Raw genomic sequence first — 18536 nt, 5'->3', positions numbered from 1 at the left:
GAGCGAAATCGCTCTCCTTTGGTTACTTCTATCAAACGGTAATGCTTTTGTCAGGACTAGAAGTACAGACGCATACCAGTTTCGAAGATATATTGTTTTTTATCTTCATATTTTGGGTTTTCGCTACGTGCATCATCATATGCAACTTCTGCGAATAAACGTAAGTTGTTGTATTTAGATACCGCAAAACGTTTATCTACACCCATAGTATAGGTTTCTTTTTTGTAGTTGAATGTATTGGCATCGCCATCACGCAGGTAGTAACCCGCATACATACCACTTTCAATACGATCCCAGTGCCATTTTACACCAACACCATATAAATCTGCTTTCCAGTCGCCTTTCACTGAGTTCCAGCCACGTGGAGCTTGGTTTGAATACAGTGCTAAACCTGGGTTTTTAGCACGAGATTGACCATAGTCTAAACCGATAGAGAATTCACGTCCTGGGAAGAAGTATTCCGCACCAAAAGCTAAGATACTGTTTTCAGGTGTTTTGTCTTTATTTGGACCTGAATTATTTGCTTCACCTTTAGCCGCTGAGTAACCTGCGTCAAACTCTAAACCGAAAGTTGATTTATAAAAACCGACTAATGAGTAAGCACGAGTGATATCACCTGCAACACGACGACCATCTTCACCAGATTTACCAGTTACAGTACCCGCTAATTTAAAGCCTTCATAACGGTTAGTTTCTAAGAAAATGGTTTGTGGTAAACGGGTCATAAAGTTGTTTTTACCAACACCGTTATAGTTTACATATTTACCATTAACGCTAGTTTCACCGCCAGAATAACCCACTGAACGACCTAATACATCGCTAAAGTAGAATACACCCGTGTTACCATAGCCGTAGCTTGATTTTTTTACCCAGTCGATTGGGATATAAGTACGACCAAACTGGATTTGACCATAATCACGGTGAGAGAAGCCGACATAACCCACACGGTTGTACATTTCAAAGTTTGATTTAGGGTTTTCACTGTTAGTTTTTTGAGTGTCTGAACCCCACTCTAATTTACCAAATACTTTGATATCGTTAGTCAGTTCGTGTGAACCGAAGAAACCGATACGGCTACCATCATCATTCATTTTCATTTCATGATTTTGGCTGGTCACTTGTGTTTTTAAACGGAACTGACCATTTACATCAAAACGTGTACCTTTATCGTTATACACGTTTACCGCGTTTGCTGATCCAGAAAGAACCAACAAACCAACCAGTGCTGCTAGAGGCTTCAAGCTTTTCATGATTAAAATACCCATCTATTTTCTATAGTTTTATGATTTTCTTTAAGGTCAAAAATAATACCGCCGTATATAGTTGACCTGAGATTCAGACAAAAGATCTCTGCCACGAATTTCGAAAAAGAAAATCGCTCTCACAATTGATAATTTTTATAGCTACTAATTATGACTCTACAAAATCTTCTTAAAGGTTTTAATTTCCTTGACACAGACGTAATCACCAATAAGACACAAAAATAATATCCTCATTATATTTAAATAAGGGTATTGCTTTTATTTCTGTCAGGAAAAGAAATCAATCATTGAGTTTTCGATGGCATGTTACTCAAAAAAAAGCCCTACTTTCGTGATGTAGCCCACAATTACACCAATGTGCATTTTCATGGTTACATACCCAAGTGATAGGTATCACAATTAAAGGTAAAGATACGTGTTTTTTGAACTTAATCAACTTTTTAAAAATAGCATTTTTGGATTTTTCTTTTATATTTCATTTCTTTATAAGACTCTTTTTTTTGCTAATAAAAAATTTATCCCCCTATTTAATATATTTAAAAGGAAGTATTAATTTTAACCACTAAATAAATAACACTAAAGATTTAAATATTTTTATTCCTAATTAATAATTTTTTATCTTTATATTTATTTCTTATTTAAATAAAGGCAAAGTCGAATTTAAATACAATTTAACTGGTGGTAACGAGTAACACTCCATCATAAAAAGAATAATTATCTGTAAATATTAAAAAGAGAAGCATAAGAATGCCATTCAATCACAATATCTAATCAATACGTACAAGTAACAACAAAACCCAATGAAACATTACAAAATCTAAATTATTACAATGGTTAATATAAAAAGCCCAATCGTGCTCTTTTAACGATATTTGAAAAAAAAAGATCAATATTTGTGATCTTAATCACCTTGTTAATTATGAAAAAGCCCCCCTTACATTTTCCTGATTTTGTGATAATAATCACATATGAGAGTCAAGAATATTTTTGTTTTGTAAATTAATGCAGAGATAAATCTGAAAGTGATTTCAGTTTGTAAACAAAAAAGAGTATAAAAATAAAATCTTGTGATTATTATCACATAATGGCTTATGCTAAAAATCATGTTATTTCATCATTAATATTCTTAATCAATTCACTACAAATAAGAATAACACTCATTATCATAGATTGGATTTACTAATTATTCGTTTCAGCTTTTTTTATCTTTTTATTAAATAACACTATATAGATTTTCTTTTAAGGGATATTACCTTTTAGATACCCTAAACATTCAGTATCATATTGCGGTAAATAATGATTAAGGGGAATGTCAGATGCTGTGGTTTAAAAATATTTTGGTCTATCGCTTAAATAAAGAGATAGCACTGTCAATGGATGAGTTAGAACAACAGCTTACCTCATTGGCATTCACACCTTGTAGTAGCCAAGATATGACTCGAACAGGTTGGGTTTCGCCGATGGGTGATCGTGGTGAAGCGCTTATCCATGTTGCTGGCAAACAAGTCATGATGTGTGCACGAAAAGAAGACAAAATTTTACCTGCGACAGTCATTAAACAAGCACTGCAAGACAAAGTTGAAAAACTTGAAGGTGAGCAAGGTCGTAAACTAAAAAAAACAGAGAAAGCCACCTTAAAAGATGAAGTGGTGCATACTCTGCTTCCTCGTGCATTTAGTAAATTTTCACAAACATTTATTTGGCTAGATTTAGAAAAACAACTCGTTATTGTTGATTCAGGCAGTGCAAAACGTGCCGAAGACAATTTAGCATTGTTACGTAAAACCTTGGGTTCATTACCTGTAGTTCCACTAAACTTTAATGAATCCGTTGAATTAAAAATGACAGAGTGGGTACGATCTGGAGAACTCCCAGCCGGTTTTACCTTGATGGATGAAGCAGAACTAAAAGCTGTGCTAGATGAAGGTGGCGTTATTCGTTGTAAAAAACAAGAATTAGTTTCTGACGAAATTGCGACACATATTGAAGCAGGTAAATTTGTCACCAAACTTTCTGTAGATTGGGAAGATCGCCTTCAGTTTATGCTTTGTGATGATGGTTCAATCAAACGCATTAAATTCAGTGAAACTTTACGTGAGCAAAATGATGATATTGATAAAGCCGATTTTGCCCAACGTTTTGATGCCGACTTTATTTTAATGACGGGTGAACTCAGCGCTTTAATTCAACGAGTCACCGAAGTCCTAGGCGGCGAAGCAGAGTAATAATATTATTCAAGAAAACAGCCTATCATTCTCTATGTATAGGCTGTTTTTTTATTTAATGAAAAATAAAGATTATTTTTGAATTAAATAACGGATCGTCGGACCATCTTGTTGAATATCTAACACGGTATAACCGTAATTTTTCGCATCAAGTGGAATATTGTTGATTGATTGAGGGCAATCACTCACAACTTCCAAAATCTCGCCTTTTTTCAATGATGGCATAGCTTCCAATGTCGCGACTGCTGGATACGGACAAGGTTCGCCAACCATATCTAAACGATAATCAGGAATAATGGTATCTTTCTGGCTCATGCGATTTCCTTATTAATCTGGGTTGAAATAGAGTGTGCTTGCTGTGCTTTTTTACGGAAGAAATGTTTTTCCCACCAAAGCAACAACACAAATGACAGACCCAACATCAGATATGTCACGCCTAATCCACCTACTGGCCCAAAAGTATCAAGTAAATTAATTTTGTCATAATCGGTTGCTAAGATGGCTGAAAAGTCATCCCAATAATAAGCCAGTAACGTCGAACCAATCACATTACCTAATCCTACCCACCAAAAATGAATTTGACCTTCAACAGCGCGATACATCCAGCCAGTTTCACACCCACCAGCAAGCACAATACCAAAACCAAACAACAAACCACCGACAACCGCATTAGGTCCTGCCCACATAATTTTAGGTGCTGCACCTAATTGGACATAGCTAAAGATCCCAATGGCACTCACCGCCATACCGATGATAATCGCTTTTGCCATATGGGTTCTGCCTGTTATCCATAAGTCACGGAAAGCAGACGTAAAACAGATTTGCGCACGTTCAATTAAAATACCAAAACCAATACCGCCTAGCATGGCGAAGCCCAATTTTGGTGAATCAAAGAGAATAATTAAAGACCACGCAATCATGGCAAAAAAGATAACCATTCCCAATCTAAAGCGACGTTTCGCACGTTGTTTATCTTGAGTGATAGGTGAAGCTTGGCTGACTTTTTGCAGTTTTACTGGAATACGAAACAAAGGCATCAATGATAACTTGGCGCCAAAGTAAGAACCAACTGCCGTTGCAACCGCAAAAAACCACGCATGCAAAGAGAACTGAGGAATACCAGTAAAGAAGGCAGCAAGGTTACAACCCATTGCTAGACGAGCACCAAAGCCTGCAATGATCCCACCTAGAACAGCCTGAAGAATACGAATTTTATGTTGAGGATGACGAAGTTTGACGTTATTGGCCCAAAGAGCTGCCATAATACAACCGCCAAACATCCCGATAATCATCACACCATCAATACGCGTTAATGGCGTACCTTCAAGACCGATGATTTTAAAATACCCCCATTCTTCAGGATGAGCGCCAAACCATTGCATAACGTGACCACCCCAGCGAGTAAACTCACCAGTGACAGCCCAAAAAGTGCCGGTTAAACCAAAATAGTAAGTTGATAAGATACCTGCCGCAATTACTGCTGGAAGAGGCTTCCAAAAACGGATCAGGTATTGAGATTTAAATTCTGACCAAGACATGTTTTTTCCTAGAGCTTACCTCTACGAGAGACACTCTCCACGCAGTAGGATGAGGCGAACATGTTACTCCGATAATTTTTTTATCAAAGAGTCAGAATTCAGATAAATGAGAGAAATTTGCGTTATAACAATTTTTTTGTAACAAACGGGCAACGTCTTCCACTTATCAATCTCTTTATTTTTTGATTGGTAAGTGGAAGATAAAAACTTAGCAGATACGAGGTAATGGCTCGTTATAAGGTAGGTCGAGGATACGGCTAGTACCGAAAATCCCCGTTAAACGAATATAATTATCTTCTGTAACTTCACCAATTGTACAAGCTTCTTTCCCTAAAGCATGTTGATGTAATGCTTCAAGCACTTGTGCTTCCGCTTCTGGTGATACCACTAAAACAATTTTTCCTTCGTTAGCAAAATTCAGTGCTTCAAGACCTAATAATTCACATACACCACGAACAGCTTGTTTCATGGGTAATTTGCTTTCATGTATGTTCATGCCACAACCACTGGCTTGTGCAAATTCATGTAAAATTGCAGTCACTCCGCCTCGTGTTGCATCACGTAATGCGCGAATACCTTTAATTTGACGTAAAGGTGCGATCATTGGCTCAAGAACAGCGCAGTCACTTTGTAGATCTGCTTCTAATCCTAAATTTTCACGAAGGTTCAGGATTGTTGCACCGTGATCGCCAATAGTACCGCTGACTAAGATCTTATCGCCGGCTTTGATATTCGATGCCGCCCAATGAATTTTGGTTGGGATCACACCAATACCCGCGGTGTTAATAAAAATCTTATCCGCAGCACCTCGAGGAACAACTTTAGTATCCCCCGTAACAATTTGTATTCCTGCTTGTGCGGCTGCTTTCGCCATCGCCATGACAAGGGTTTCGAGGGTTTCAAAAGGAAGCCCTTCTTCAAGAATAAAACCACATGAAAGGTAACGAGGAACCGCACCACCCACAGAAAGATCGTTAGCCGTACCGCAGACCGATAATTTACCAATATTTCCGCCGGGGAAAATAATGGGATCGATAACATAGCTATCTGTACTAAAAGCAAGACGATCGCCAAGAGTGGTTAATTCATTTAACGCGATCCGTGCTTGGTCTTCTTTTTCATTTAATAATGGATTATCGAACGCTTTTAAAAACAGTCCTTCGATAAGTTGTTGCATACCTTGCCCACCATTTCCTTGGGCTAAGGTGATTTCATCAGGTTGTTTCATATATTACCTTCACGGCGATACTGATAATAAGCCGCACATGCACCTTCAGATGATACCATCAAAGCTCCCAATGCCGTTTCTGGTGTACAACTTTTACCAAAGAGTGGGCAATCAGAAGGTTTGCATCGTCCTGTTAATACATCGCCACAGCGAGATTGTGGATTATCTGCCACTTTCTGCGGTGCGGGAGTAAAACGCAATTCAGCATCAAACTCAGAATAAGCAGGTGTTAATTGAATACCTGACATTGGGATCTCACCCAATCCACGCCATTCACTGGTTTCTTTTAACATAAACACTTCGCTAAGTGCTTTTTGAGCCAACTTATTACCTTCATTCGGTACAATGCGACTATATTGGTTTTCAATACTTAAAACATAATCTGTATTTTCTGCTTTTGCTTTAAGTTGTTTAATGACCATCAGTATAGCTTGCAATAAGTCTAATGGTTCAAATCCTGTCACCACAAAAGGCTTTTCAAATTCGTCACATAGCGGTTGATATGGCGTACAGCCAATCACCATACTCACATGCCCCGGTGCAATAAAGCCATCAATGCGAACATCATCTTGTTCTAATAGGCAACGCAAAGTAGGCACGATAGTAATATGCTGACAAAACAGAGAGAAGTTTTTAAGTCCGCGCAATTTCGCTTGTTGTAGCGTCATTGCGGTACTTGGCATCGTAGTTTCAAAACCTAAACCAAAGAAGACAACTTGTTTATCTGGGTTATCTTGTGCAATTTTAAGTGAATCGAGCGGTGAATAAACAATACGAATATCACTGCCACGACGACGCGCATCAAGCATTGAGCCATTACGACCTGGTACACGCATTGCATCACCAAAAGTACAGAAAATTACATCAGGACGAGCTGCGATTTCTAAACATGCATCAATTCGCCCCATTGGTAATACGCAAACAGGACAACCCGGCCCATGAACAAATTCAATTTCTTCGGGTAATAAGCGATCTAGACCAAATTTAAAAATGGCATGAGTATGCCCACCACACACTTCCATAATTTGTAATGGGCGTTTAATAGGATGAGGCCATTGTGAAATAGTTTCACGAATTTGGGCTAGTAAGGCTTTCGCAAGTTCGGGATCACGAAATTCATCAACGTACTGCATCATCAGCCTCTTCGAGAGTCACACCATATACATGCTGTAATGCATCAAGAGTATCTTGTGCTTCTTGCTCATCAAGAATACTCATGGCAAATCCCACATGAATAAGTACCCATTTGCCTAATAATTCACTCGGTTCGCCTTCACATACCATCGAAATATTAACAGCACGTTTGACGCCACTGACTTCGGCATAAGCGATCTGGTGGACGTCTTCACCCACCTCAACAATCTTAGCTGGAACACCTAAACACATAAACGACTCTCCAACCAAGCTAACCACTCTTCCATGCCTTCACCCGTTGTTGCTGATAACGCAATGATTTCGATATTTGGGTTAACACGGCGAGCGGATTCAATGCAGGCTTGAACATCAATATTCAGATGTGGCACCAAATCAATTTTGTTGATAATCATTAAATCAGCCGCAGCAAACATATGCGGATATTTCAGTGGCTTATCTTCACCTTCAGTGACAGAAAGAATAGCAACTTTATGCTTTTCACCCAGATCAAAACTGGCAGGGCAAACTAAGTTACCCACGTTTTCAATAAAGAGAACACTGTTATCTTGTAAGCCTAATTGATGTGTCGCATCATGCACCATTTGTGCATCAAGGTGACAGCCTTTACCTGTATTCACTTGGATAGCTGGCACACCTGTTTCACGGATACGATCCGCATCATTAGTGGTTTGCTGATCCCCTTCGATCACAGCGCAAGGCACACGTTGGGCTAACTGTTTTAATGTTTGTGTTAACAGTGTTGTTTTACCAGAACCAGGGCTTGAAACTAAATTCAATGCCAGCACATTTTGCTGTTCAAAATGTTCGCGGTTATGAACGGCAATACGGTTATTTTTATCCAACACGTCCATTTCAATTTTCAGCATACGCTTTTGGCTAATACCGGGAGCATGTGTTCCTGCTTCACCTTGGCCATAATGCATATTCTGATTTTCAATCACAGGGCTAAATTGCTCTTCGTGATCATGGTCATGACCATGTGCATGATCGTGATCGTGGCTGTGAGAATGATGATGTGAATGCTCATGGCTATGATCATGAGCATGGTCGTGGTCGTGACTGTGAGAATGGTCATGATTGTGTGAATGATCATGCTCATGATGATCGTCATGTCCATGATGATGTTCATGGAAAACAGGAGTTTCGTTTAGCTGTGCATCGTTATGAAAATGGAGATGAACATCGCCACTGTTATGGTAATAGTGGTGATGAACAATGATAGGCTGACCATGTGTTTCGTAGTTATGCTTATGCTTTTGTTCAGACTTATCAATGTATTTATGAACAGTATTCGCTGGAGTAGCATTGTGTTCATGATGGTGATCATGCCCATGATGGCCGTGATCATGATGATGACCGTGGTCGTGATGATCATGGTCATGAGAGTGATGATGGTGGTGCTCATGTGAATGAGGCTCTACGCCTTCAATTCTGACATTGCCTTCGCCACAACCGCAAGTGCTACACATATTCTGACTCCTGTACTATTCAATAAGAAGAATGTGACTCTGTGTCGCGTAAAATTTCTACACTATGATCTTAACTGACCACGGAAGAGAGAACGACGACTTAAATCAACTTCTGCTACGGATTGTGTCTGAACAGGAAGAGAAAGTGCCATTTTTACACTATTTTCCACCAACTCAACAGCATGTTCACCTGAAAGGTGTCTATCAAGTGGCGACATTAATGAACACGCGAGATATTGCATATCACCTGCAAGCTCACCCACAACAAACTTAATCTGACCACAAGGCAATTCTAACCCAATGCGATCACCTACTTTTCGATGTGGCCATTCTTGTGACGGCCCCGGAAAAACGACAAGCTCTAGCATCCAAGGTGTTAGAACAGCCCCAATCCACTGATTTTCAAATAAGGTAAAGCCTCCTGCTTTTACAGGAACACCTTCGCGATAAAAAGGAAGCCCTTTCATCTCTTTTTCAGCAATTTCGCTAAAACGTGCTTCAAGTTGCTCAACAGGCGGTTCATCGTATCCTACGATATCCCAGCTTATTTCACTCATGCTGTTACCTCTTTGGGTGTGACAGGAATGCCATATTCACGCAAAATATTGACGACATGTTCTAATGCAACTTCCATTGATTTTTGACCAATTTCAGACAGCGACATGCTAGGTTCTAATGATGCAGGCTCGATGCCGACTAAAATGAGTTTACGAGGAAATTCATCTGTCATGCGCAGTGCCATTAATACATCAGATAAACCTAGCTGATGAGGTGAGATCTTCTGCGTGAAAAGTGCGGGAACATCATCATCATGTAACACAAAAATACTGCCCGGCTCATGATTGCTTCTTACCGCATCGGCAACAATCAGGAGATCTCTGGCGGCGATATCTTGCAAAATTTCCATGCCAGATGTGCCACCATCAATAACATCGACGTTCTCTGGTAAAGAGAAGCGCTCTTCGAGCGCTTCTACTATACGAACACCAATGCCTTCATCGCTTAGTAATAAATTACCAATACCTAAGACGAGAGTTCGCATTATAATACCTTCACCTTACTTAGTTCTTTACCTGTTAAATCAACCATATGCACAGCACACGCCATACATGGGTCAAAGGAGTGGATTGTTCTTACCACTTCTAATGGTTTTTTCGGATCAGCAACAGGTGTACCAACAAGTGATAGCTCATAAGGACCCGGTTCATCATTAAAGTTACGAGGACCCGCATTCCATGTTGATGGAACAACCGCCTGATAGTTAGTGATTTTACCGTCTTTAAACACGATCCAGTGAGATAACATACCGCGAGAAGCTTCTTCAAAGCCCACGCCACGGTATTCTTTACCTGGTTCAAACTCAGGTTTAATAAAGGCAGCCGTGTCGCCACGACCAATATTATCAACCAGTGATTGCCATAAGAAGTTCAGAGAATCTTGTAATACGCAAGCATGAACAGTACGTCCAATAATGCGTCCCCAAGTTGACTCTAACTGCTCATTAACCAGTGTTTCACCTGTTAATTTAGTATAGATTCCATTAATTTCGTTATAGTGTTTAACAGTACCTTCATGCTTACCTGCTAAACCACACACTAACCATGCTAATGTACCCACTTCAACAGGTTTACCATAGAATGTTGGTGACTTAACCCATGAGTATTTTTCGTTCTCATCCCAACCTGTATATTTAGGTCGGGTCAAACCTTCCCATGGTTTTAATGGTTCATCATCTTCATACCATGCGTGTTTACCACTTTCTTCAATACCGTCTTTCAGGTTTTCATCTTTCCAGTCTTTAATTGGACGATACGTTGAGAAATCAACGCCTTCCATATAACCACCAGACAATAAAAACTCAGTGTTATTACCGTTAATAGGTAATTCAGGTACAGATAAATAGTAGTTCGCGCCTTTCCCAATTTTTAACCACTCTGGATAATAAGCAGCAAAAATCGCAGTATCGACTTTATAAACTTGTTCAATAAAATCGCCAAGATTATCGATAAAGTGCTTCACATACATTAGACGTTCTAAGTTAAGAACACTTGGTGCATCAAGGTTAATTGGGTTAGCAACACCACCTACAGCCAAGTTTTGAATGTGTGGTGTTTTACCCCCCAGAACCGCAACGATACGGTTGGCATCACGCTGACATTCAAGTGCTTGCAGATAGTGAGCAACAGCAATCAGGTTAACTTCTGGTGGTAATTTCATGGCTGAGTGACCCCAGTAGCCATTAGCGAAAATACCTAACTGACCGCTGTCAACCAGACCTTGAATTTTCTTCTGAACTTTTCTGAACTCTTCAGCAGAGTTCAATTGCCACTGAGAAACGCCTTTTAACATCGCTGACGCTTTTTCAGGATCAGCTTGTAACGCTGAAGTAATATCAACCCAGTCCATCGCAGAAAGCTGATAGAAGTGGACGATATGGTCATGAAGAATATGAGAAGCCAAAATAATGTTACGGATATACTGCGCATTGACAGGAATATCCATACCTAAGGCATCTTCAACAGCACGTACTGAGGCAATTGCGTGAACTGTCGTACAAACCCCACAAATACGTTGCACGATAATCCATGCATCACGAGGATCGCTTCCTTTTAGGATCTCCTCCATTCCGCGCCACATGGTACCGGAAGACCAAGCCTTAACAACTTTTCCGTTATCAATTTCACAATCGACGCGTAAATGCCCTTCAATACGGGTAATAGGATCAATAGTAATGCGTTGGCTCATGATTTAACCTCAGCCTTTTTTAATTGTATATTTGAGTCTGTTTGTGCAGGTAAAACCGGCAGTAAACGGATAATAAGAATGTAAGCAGTTACTTCAAATGCAACAAAACCAATAGAAATCAGCAATTCACTTGCTGTTGGGAAATAGTGGTAACCATTGCCTGGATTGTAAGCAACTAAAGAGTAGTTCATACGCCACATTGCTGCGCCAATTAAGATAAATACAGCACAGACAAACAACATTTTTGGACTACGGCGGTTATTATTTAAATGCATCAAAATAAGAGGAAGTAACAATAATGCACTTTCAGCAATGAATAACCACGAGAACATATCCCCATTTCCGATATAACTCAGTTTACCGTTCCAAATAATTTCGCCCCAGCGACATACCAAGAAAGCAATCAATAACACTTCGATCACTTTAGTTAACTTGGTAAATAGCGGTGTTTCATCATCGTTCATGGTGCGGCTTGCCTTTAACAGCGAACCTTCAAAAATAACGATAGTGAAACCAAGGAGAAACGCAGTTAACAGAGAAAAAACAGGTAACATCTCATAAGATTGCCACAATGGATGCACTTTCCAACCCGCTGAAATCATTAATGATCCCATTGAAGATTGGTGCATGGTTGGCAGTAAAGCACCAAGACCAATAATAAAGAACATCGCTTTATTAAGACGTTTCAACGACACTTTCCAACCTAAACGTTCTAATAACGCAGGTAAGAATTCTAATGCCATCACCATAATATAGATGGTCATACAGGTCGCTGTTTCAAACAACACTGAGTTAACGTTAAAGTATTGCGGCATAAAGAAGTGAGGCATGTTCCAATAACGACCGATATCAATGGCGATAGATAAACCACCTAATGAATAGCCGAACAAGCTCGCTAACAATGCAGGGCGCACTAATGGGTGAAATTCCCCTTTATTAAAGACATAAACAGCCCATGCAAGTGCCCAACCACCACATGCAAAGCCTGTTCCTATCAATAAGTCAAAGGCAATCCAAATACCCCAAGGATATCCCCCATTCAGATCAGAGACATCGCCCAGACCTAATACCAAACGCTTACCAATAAGAATAAAACCGAGCACAGCAAGCGGTAAAAATACTCTTACTGCTAGAGTAAATAACTTACCGCCAAGTGGACGAGGATCATGACTCGACATCGTTATCCTCCTTGTGGTGTTCCTGCTCTTGTTTTTTACTATTACGGTTAACCAAATAGGTGATCCCTGCAAGGGCTGCTATTGGTAATACCATGCCTTTGTACAGCGTATGTTGAATATGTTCAGAACGTGCACCCGTTGATAATGGTGCCACTTCTGGCATTCCTAAGTTGTCGAAAGGAACAGCAGAAAGTACCATGACCTGCGTACCGCCACCTTCAAACTCACCATAGATATGATCTTGATATTCAGGAATTTTATGTAGATAAGTATCGCCACCACTAATGGTTTGACGTGGGTAATGATACTCTTCACCCGCTTTTTTCGCTAAACGACGTTTGGCTTCTTCCAACAACTCTTCGCGTGTACCGAAAATAACTGCACCAGTAGGACAAACTTCAACACAGCCTGGTAATAAACCTTTATCTAAGCGCTCAACCCCTTTTTGGTTACAAAGCTCACATTTATAGAGCTTACCAAATGGATCATCATAATCGTATTTTGGAATGTTATAAGGGCATCCCACCATACAGTAACGACAACCTGTACAGATATCCGCATGATAATGGACAATACCGGTTTTTGGATCTTTGGTTAACGCAGAAACAGGACAAACAGAAACGCAGTTTGCATCAACACAATGCATACATTGTTTCTTAATAAAGGCATAACCGTTTTCCAGTTGGTCTTTATTTTCACCAGTACCATCACGCCAAATTTGAATAATGTTATTTGTGTAAGGACTTAATTTGTCATTGTTTGACCAAATCGGATCACCATTAGCGTAAGTATCACCACGCTCCATTGGCTCCGGGTGATTAATTTCCTGACATTTTGTGACACATGCTTGACAGCCTACACACAGTGTAGAGTCGTAGAGCATACCGAGAGACCCAGGAATTGGGGGACGGTTCTGCGCCGCAGCATGACTCGCAGTGGGAGCCATTCCCGCAAGGAGAACCCCACCTGATGCCAGCTTAAAGAAATGACGCCTATTCACCGTTTATCCTCCTGTGAGGCTCCTGTGGCATTCTTGTCACGGCCTAATTGACGCACAGCCATCACACTGACACCCGCAACTGCACCCACGACAGCACCCAGTAAGCCAGCAGCACCATAAGAGACACCACCACCTTCTTTTGCATTAACATCAGGCACTTGTGCTTTTGGTGTTGGCTGATAAACGTTCGCTAATTGGAAAATACCTTTAGTAAAGCCGATACCTTCTTCGTTACAACCATAGCAAGGGTGACCGATACCGACTGGCCAAATCCCACCACCGACATCGCAGAATTCTAATGTTGGGCAGTTACCATAAGTTTCAGGGCCTTTACAGCCTAAATGGTATAAACACCAGCCTTGACGATGACCTTCATCACCAAATTCTTTAGCAAAACGACCCGCATCAAAATGAGGGCGACGTTCACAGTTTTCGTGAATTAAACGCTCATAAGCAAAAAGCGGTCTGTTTTTGCTATCTAACTTAGGCAATTTGTTGAAAGTAATAATATGTGCAACAGTAGCTAAGAAGTTATGTGGGTTTGGTGGACATCCTGGAATATTGATAACGGTTTTACCCGGTAAAATCGCTTCCAGTGATTTAGCACCTGTTGGGTTACCCCCAGTAGCAGGTACACCACCCCATGCAGAACATGAACCAATAGCAATAATCGCAGCAGCCCCTTCAGCGGCTTCTTTGATATGCTCAAGAATTGGTTTTCCTGCAACCATACAGTAAACACCGCCATCTTTGTCTGGGATTGAACCGTCAACAACGAGGACGTACTTACCTTTGTATTTCTCCATCGCATTGTGTTTATTTTCTTCAGCTTGCTCACCAAAAGCAGAAGAAAGCACTTCGTGGTATTCGAGTGCGATAACATCAAGCACAAGGTTTTCCAGAGTCGGGTGAGTTGCTCGTAATAAAGACTCCGTACACCCAGTACATTCCTGAGCACCAATCCAGATAACAGGTGGGCGCTCAGATGACGCCATTGCTTCTGACATTTCTGCGGCAGCTTTGCCGCTTAATCCCATGGTAGCTGACAATGCAGCACACAATTTCATAAAATCGCGTCGGTTAATACCATGATGGGAAAAAACATTATTCCCCAAGGCCATATATCTCTCCTGATATGATGATTTTTAATTGGAATAATTTTAAAACACCGCCTTTTTAACACTCCGACACAATAATGACTTGATCATTATCAAGCGATAATTCATTAAAAAATAAATTATTCTTTTATGTGAGTAAAAACGTTTCAGCAATATAAGGTTTAATATCTAATTTTTATATATTCCGTCATTTTAAATTTATTAAAACTCTATTTAATAATGATAAAGGAAATAGAAATAATTATCATTATCCAAACATTGCAGGGGAAGCATGAATTTAAACCACGACTAATCAGCCACTTACAGAAAACACAAAAAACAACCAAATTATAAGACAATATATTTAAAATAATACAAAATTAATAATTCATTATTTTTAATTTCTAATAAAAATTATTAAAAAAAAGTTTCAATATATTTTTTAATTATAATGATGACTCTTTTTTTCATATTATCAACCTTTACATTACATCATCAATAATGTTAAAAATTGCATTTCATAAACAAGAAATGATTACATTAATATATTTAATTTCAGCTTATTTTCATTACCACTTTAGCAATGCTTCTTTTGTTATTAATTTTTAATCATCATGATAATGTTTATTTTATAATCAAATATTAACCTATTTTTCTTATCATTTTTCATATAGTTATAAGTATATGCGTTTTTGGAATAAGAAGTTCCCTTAGCATAAAACCGCTATAAAATTAAATACCTATCGATATAAGACGACTTCCAAAAGGCAAGATCATTAATAATTACTAATCAGTACATAATGGCAATAATTTTATTAGGTTATTTTATAACATATCGAATTTATAACGAAATTAACGTAAATAAAATTTAATGTTAAATCCCTGTTGTTTTTTTGGATAAAAAAAACACAATTTATCGAGAAATAATCCCCAAATAGAGCCGATTTCTTTTTTTTGTGAGAATAGATAAAAGAAGTGGTCATAAATCTAAAAATTTGAAAAATACATTGTTAACTGTTTGTGTTTTTTAATCAGGTAAGGTCTGGCTGATAATGGGTGATAAACTGGAAATAAGCATCAAAATAGTACACAACAACACACTCTGGTGATCTCAGCTCAGAAGCGGTAGTAACGGCAGGTGTAACAAACAAAATAAAAAAGCCATAACACCGAAATGTTATGGCTTCTAAATTTATTAAAATAATAAAATGCTATGTGTAGTTCTCTGCCTTTCACGTTTTATTTTACTCACTGCTTATCAAAGATAAGAAGTGGTTTGAATAAGTAAATAAAATCTACTTACCCGAAATTGGAATGACTGAAAACAACGGTCTACCTGGTGCAATAAAAAAATAAGTACCCAAATACGGATAACTTAGATAATAAATAAATTAGGCGTTATAACACGTTACAGAATATTTCAATTTGTAACGTGTGTGCATTATATCCAATAAGATTTTTTGCGCAAGCTTTTTTACACTTAAATCAAATTCACATAAAGACATTATAAATCACAAGGTTATAGATAAATTTAACTTTAAAAAGTTGACTTAAACGGATCTAAAAATGAAAAAAAATGAAGAGTTAATGAATATTAATGTTAGAGGAGTTTAAATAATGATATCTACTTAGCATTAATTGATTCAGCCCACTATTGCTCAATAAACTTAATTAATTATTTATTCTGTAACTTAATCTATCTATTATTAATATTATTTAATACTAAAGTTAAATTTTATTCTAACTCAATTTTATTAATAATATCGATAACTATTAAAAACGATAAAAATATAAACTCTATTTCTTCTACACAACAAAAAAGCACTTTATTCATCATTTCACAACGACAAATAAAGTGCTTTTAAAATAGCGTAATAATACTTAGATAAATAGCTTATTTGCTAAAATTTAACCACCAGTAGAGACGGTTTCCATTCCCACGAGTCCAACTTTGAGATAACCCGCTTTTCTTAGCGAATCCATTGCTGCCATTAACGTTTCATAATCAACCGTTTTATCAGCTTGGAAAAAGATTGTTGTCTCTTTGTTTGCTTGTGTCATGGTATCTAACACATTCGCCATCGTTTCATGTGTAACCATCTCTTCACCAATGAAAATTTGTTTATCCGACTTAATCGTTAAATAAACAGGCTTTTCAGGGCGAGGCTGTGGTTTAGCACTTGAAGCGGGTAAATTTACTTTTATATCAACAGTAGCTAAAGGTGCCGCCACCATAAAGATAATGAGTAGAACCAACATGACATCAATAAAAGGCGTCACATTGATATCATGCAATTCATTATCATCACCTGAATCATCACCAAGACGCATTGCCATAATTCATTACCTTGCTTTGCTGTTTTCAATATCTAAATCACGGCTGACTAATGTCACCACACCAGTTGCGATATCACCAATTTCACCACGATAACCCGCGATCATACGAGCAAAAATGTTATAGATAATAACCGCTGGAATTGCCGCAATCAGACCAATCGCGGTTGCTAATAGCGCTTCTGCAATACCTGGTGCAACAACAGCAAGATTTGTCGTTTGAGAATGTGCAATACCAATGAAGCTATTCATGATCCCCCAAACCGTACCAAAAAGGCCGATAAAAGGAGAAATTGCACCAATTGTGGCTAAGTAACCATTACCACGGCCTAATTCACGGATAATTGCTGCAACGCGACGTTCCATACGCATTTCAACACGCTCTTTAATACCTGATGCCACTTTACTTTCTTGAGAATAAGTACGCTCTAATTCTGCATCATTAAAGAAATCAGCGGTTGCGCTCTTATTACCAAATTTTTTGCTAATCGCTAACGCATCATTAAGTGATTTCGCTTCAACTAACTGAGCTGTCTCATTTCTTAAGCGACGACGCAGTGAAATCAAGTAGCTTCCTTTCGCGAAAAATAGTGCCCAAGTTACAATAGAGGCTAATAGTAAGCCAATCATGACACTTTTAACGACTAAGTCTGCATTACGGTACATGCCCATTACAGATAAATCTTCAGCGAATCCACCACCAGCAACCATTTCAGGTTGTACTTCTGATGGTGTATTTTCTGTCGCTGAAGGTACATTTTCTGAATTCTCAGCCGTTGTTACAGGTGTATTTTCACCTTCAGGCTTAGTGGTTTCAGTACCGACTGCTTTTACTTCATTACCCGTTGCAGAGGTCGTAGAAGAAGTCGTAGTTGTTGGTGTAGCAGTTCCCGGTGTAGAAGCTGTTGAAGAAACGGCAGCAGTAGTTGGCTGTTCAGTTGGTGTGGCAGGAGTCGTATCCGCAAAAGCAGAGCCTGTCAGACCGATTGCCAATAGAATAGAAGCTGTCAAATTACGCATCAGTTGGCCTTTTACTCTCTTTTTTATCTATTTATTTATTCAGTAATGACATCTTTACGCCACTACTTACCCAAAATCGTTCGCTTACAATCATCCTGTTTGCCATCAGGAAAGAGAAAACGCTCAAATGATATCAAACATGAAGCATTTTGATAGTAATTATCATTACTATTTGGCTATTTTTTTTTCATTTGTCGCTTTTTAAGACAAATTATCGTTCTTTCACGTAACGTGAAATTTTATCAACTACCTTGCAAGCCTTTTGTACTTATCCAAAAAATGCAT

General features: G+C 38.7%; 16 protein-coding genes. 1 reads left to right on the top strand and 15 read right to left on the bottom strand.

Features of this window, described 5'->3' with window-relative positions; translation table 11 throughout:
* Positions 1 to 56: 56 nt before the first annotated feature.
* Complete coding sequence (locus CBE70_RS09780) at positions 57 to 1250, bottom strand: porin (protein ID WP_232797386.1); 1194 nt, start codon at positions 1248 to 1250, stop codon at positions 57 to 59.
* 1328 nt (positions 1251 to 2578) lie between these two features.
* Here CBE70_RS09780 and rdgC point away from each other — a divergent pair.
* The gene (gene rdgC, locus CBE70_RS09775; protein ID WP_100159201.1) at positions 2579 to 3487 is read left to right on the top strand and encodes a recombination-associated protein RdgC; all 909 of its coding nucleotides are present in this window, start codon (positions 2579 to 2581) and stop codon (positions 3485 to 3487) included.
* A gap of 72 nt (positions 3488 to 3559) precedes the next feature.
* Here rdgC and yedF read toward each other — a convergent pair whose 3' ends face one another.
* The 14 genes from yedF to exbB form a co-directional block, all read right to left on the bottom strand.
* Positions 3560 to 3802, bottom strand: coding sequence for a sulfurtransferase-like selenium metabolism protein YedF (gene yedF / locus CBE70_RS09770; RefSeq protein ID WP_006535172.1), 243 nt, complete (start codon positions 3800 to 3802; stop codon positions 3560 to 3562).
* Positions 3799 to 5025 carry a selenium metabolism membrane protein YedE/FdhT gene (gene yedE, locus CBE70_RS09765; protein WP_100159200.1) on the bottom strand — a complete coding sequence of 409 codons (1227 nt, stop codon included), beginning with the start codon at positions 5023 to 5025 and terminating at the stop codon, positions 3799 to 3801. The genes yedF and yedE overlap by 4 nt, the downstream gene beginning before the upstream one ends.
* Before the next feature lie 208 nt (positions 5026 to 5233).
* Positions 5234 to 6253 (bottom strand): hydrogenase expression/formation protein HypE, encoded by a 1020-nt coding sequence (gene hypE, locus CBE70_RS09760; protein ID WP_100159199.1) that lies wholly within the window; start codon positions 6251 to 6253, stop codon positions 5234 to 5236.
* Positions 6250 to 7386: a hydrogenase formation protein HypD gene (hypD, locus tag CBE70_RS09755; protein WP_075674243.1), complete on the bottom strand. Its 1137-nt coding sequence runs from the start codon at positions 7384 to 7386 to the stop codon at positions 6250 to 6252. The genes hypE and hypD overlap by 4 nt, the downstream gene beginning before the upstream one ends.
* Positions 7373 to 7639, bottom strand: a complete 267-nt coding sequence (gene hybG, locus CBE70_RS09750) for a hydrogenase maturation factor HybG (protein ID WP_100159198.1) — start codon at positions 7637 to 7639, stop codon at positions 7373 to 7375. The genes hypD and hybG overlap by 14 nt, the downstream gene beginning before the upstream one ends.
* Positions 7630 to 8877, bottom strand: coding sequence for a hydrogenase nickel incorporation protein HypB (hypB, locus tag CBE70_RS09745; RefSeq protein ID WP_100159197.1), 1248 nt, complete (start codon positions 8875 to 8877; stop codon positions 7630 to 7632). The genes hybG and hypB overlap by 10 nt, the downstream gene beginning before the upstream one ends.
* A gap of 62 nt (positions 8878 to 8939) precedes the next feature.
* A complete protein-coding gene (gene hybE / locus CBE70_RS09740) occupies positions 8940 to 9434 on the bottom strand; it encodes a hydrogenase-2 assembly chaperone (protein ID WP_099074172.1) in 495 nt (164 codons plus the stop codon).
* Complete coding sequence (locus CBE70_RS09735; protein ID WP_100159196.1) at positions 9431 to 9919, bottom strand: HyaD/HybD family hydrogenase maturation endopeptidase; 489 nt, start codon at positions 9917 to 9919, stop codon at positions 9431 to 9433. The genes hybE and CBE70_RS09735 overlap by 4 nt, the downstream gene beginning before the upstream one ends.
* The gene (gene hybC, locus CBE70_RS09730; protein WP_064718974.1) at positions 9919 to 11622 is read right to left on the bottom strand and encodes a hydrogenase 2 large subunit; all 1704 of its coding nucleotides are present in this window, start codon (positions 11620 to 11622) and stop codon (positions 9919 to 9921) included. The genes CBE70_RS09735 and hybC overlap by 1 nt, the downstream gene beginning before the upstream one ends.
* Positions 11619 to 12800 carry a Ni/Fe-hydrogenase cytochrome b subunit gene (gene hybB / locus CBE70_RS09725; protein ID WP_072069442.1) on the bottom strand — a complete coding sequence of 394 codons (1182 nt, stop codon included), beginning with the start codon at positions 12798 to 12800 and terminating at the stop codon, positions 11619 to 11621. The genes hybC and hybB overlap by 4 nt, the downstream gene beginning before the upstream one ends.
* A complete protein-coding gene (hybA, locus tag CBE70_RS09720; protein WP_036911746.1) occupies positions 12787 to 13800 on the bottom strand; it encodes a hydrogenase 2 operon protein HybA in 1014 nt (337 codons plus the stop codon). The genes hybB and hybA overlap by 14 nt, the downstream gene beginning before the upstream one ends.
* Positions 13797 to 14921: a hydrogenase 2 small subunit gene (hybO, locus tag CBE70_RS09715; RefSeq protein WP_100159195.1), complete on the bottom strand. Its 1125-nt coding sequence runs from the start codon at positions 14919 to 14921 to the stop codon at positions 13797 to 13799. The genes hybA and hybO overlap by 4 nt, the downstream gene beginning before the upstream one ends.
* 1884 nt (positions 14922 to 16805) lie before the next feature.
* The gene (gene exbD / locus CBE70_RS09710) at positions 16806 to 17234 is read right to left on the bottom strand and encodes a TonB system transport protein ExbD (protein WP_006535192.1); all 429 of its coding nucleotides are present in this window, start codon (positions 17232 to 17234) and stop codon (positions 16806 to 16808) included.
* 6 nt (positions 17235 to 17240) lie between these two features.
* Positions 17241 to 18251 carry a tonB-system energizer ExbB gene (gene exbB, locus CBE70_RS09705; RefSeq protein ID WP_100159194.1) on the bottom strand — a complete coding sequence of 337 codons (1011 nt, stop codon included), beginning with the start codon at positions 18249 to 18251 and terminating at the stop codon, positions 17241 to 17243.
* Between the last annotated feature and the right edge of the window lie 285 nt (positions 18252 to 18536).

Origin of the sequence: Proteus columbae (assembly GCF_002777965.1) — a bacterium.
GTDB lineage: Bacteria > Pseudomonadota > Gammaproteobacteria > Enterobacterales > Enterobacteriaceae > Proteus > Proteus columbae.
This window is presented reverse-complemented; position numbering and strand designations above follow the sequence as displayed.

Coding starts and splice junctions, on each gene's coding strand:
- hybE (WP_099074172.1), bottom strand. CDS start 9,434: ATGAGTGAAATAAGCTGGGATATCGTAGGATACGATGAACCGCCTGTT.
- hypE (WP_100159199.1), bottom strand. CDS start 6,253: ATGAAACAACCTGATGAAATCACCTTAGCCCAAGGAAATGGTGGGCAA.
- exbB (WP_100159194.1), bottom strand. CDS start 18,251: ATGCGTAATTTGACAGCTTCTATTCTATTGGCAATCGGTCTGACAGGC.
- hybC (WP_064718974.1), bottom strand. CDS start 11,622: ATGAGCCAACGCATTACTATTGATCCTATTACCCGTATTGAAGGGCAT.
- hybB (WP_072069442.1), bottom strand. CDS start 12,800: ATGTCGAGTCATGATCCTCGTCCACTTGGCGGTAAGTTATTTACTCTA.
- hypD (WP_075674243.1), bottom strand. CDS start 7,386: ATGCAGTACGTTGATGAATTTCGTGATCCCGAACTTGCGAAAGCCTTA.
- hypB (WP_100159197.1), bottom strand. CDS start 8,877: ATGTGTAGCACTTGCGGTTGTGGCGAAGGCAATGTCAGAATTGAAGGC.
- CBE70_RS09780 (WP_232797386.1), bottom strand. CDS start 1,250: ATGAAAAGCTTGAAGCCTCTAGCAGCACTGGTTGGTTTGTTGGTTCTT.
- yedF (WP_006535172.1), bottom strand. CDS start 3,802: ATGAGCCAGAAAGATACCATTATTCCTGATTATCGTTTAGATATGGTT.
- exbD (WP_006535192.1), bottom strand. CDS start 17,234: ATGGCAATGCGTCTTGGTGATGATTCAGGTGATGATAATGAATTGCAT.
- CBE70_RS09735 (WP_100159196.1), bottom strand. CDS start 9,919: ATGCGAACTCTCGTCTTAGGTATTGGTAATTTATTACTAAGCGATGAA.
- hybO (WP_100159195.1), bottom strand. CDS start 14,921: ATGGCCTTGGGGAATAATGTTTTTTCCCATCATGGTATTAACCGACGC.
- yedE (WP_100159200.1), bottom strand. CDS start 5,025: ATGTCTTGGTCAGAATTTAAATCTCAATACCTGATCCGTTTTTGGAAG.
- rdgC (WP_100159201.1), top strand. CDS start 2,579: ATGCTGTGGTTTAAAAATATTTTGGTCTATCGCTTAAATAAAGAGATA.
- hybG (WP_100159198.1), bottom strand. CDS start 7,639: ATGTGTTTAGGTGTTCCAGCTAAGATTGTTGAGGTGGGTGAAGACGTC.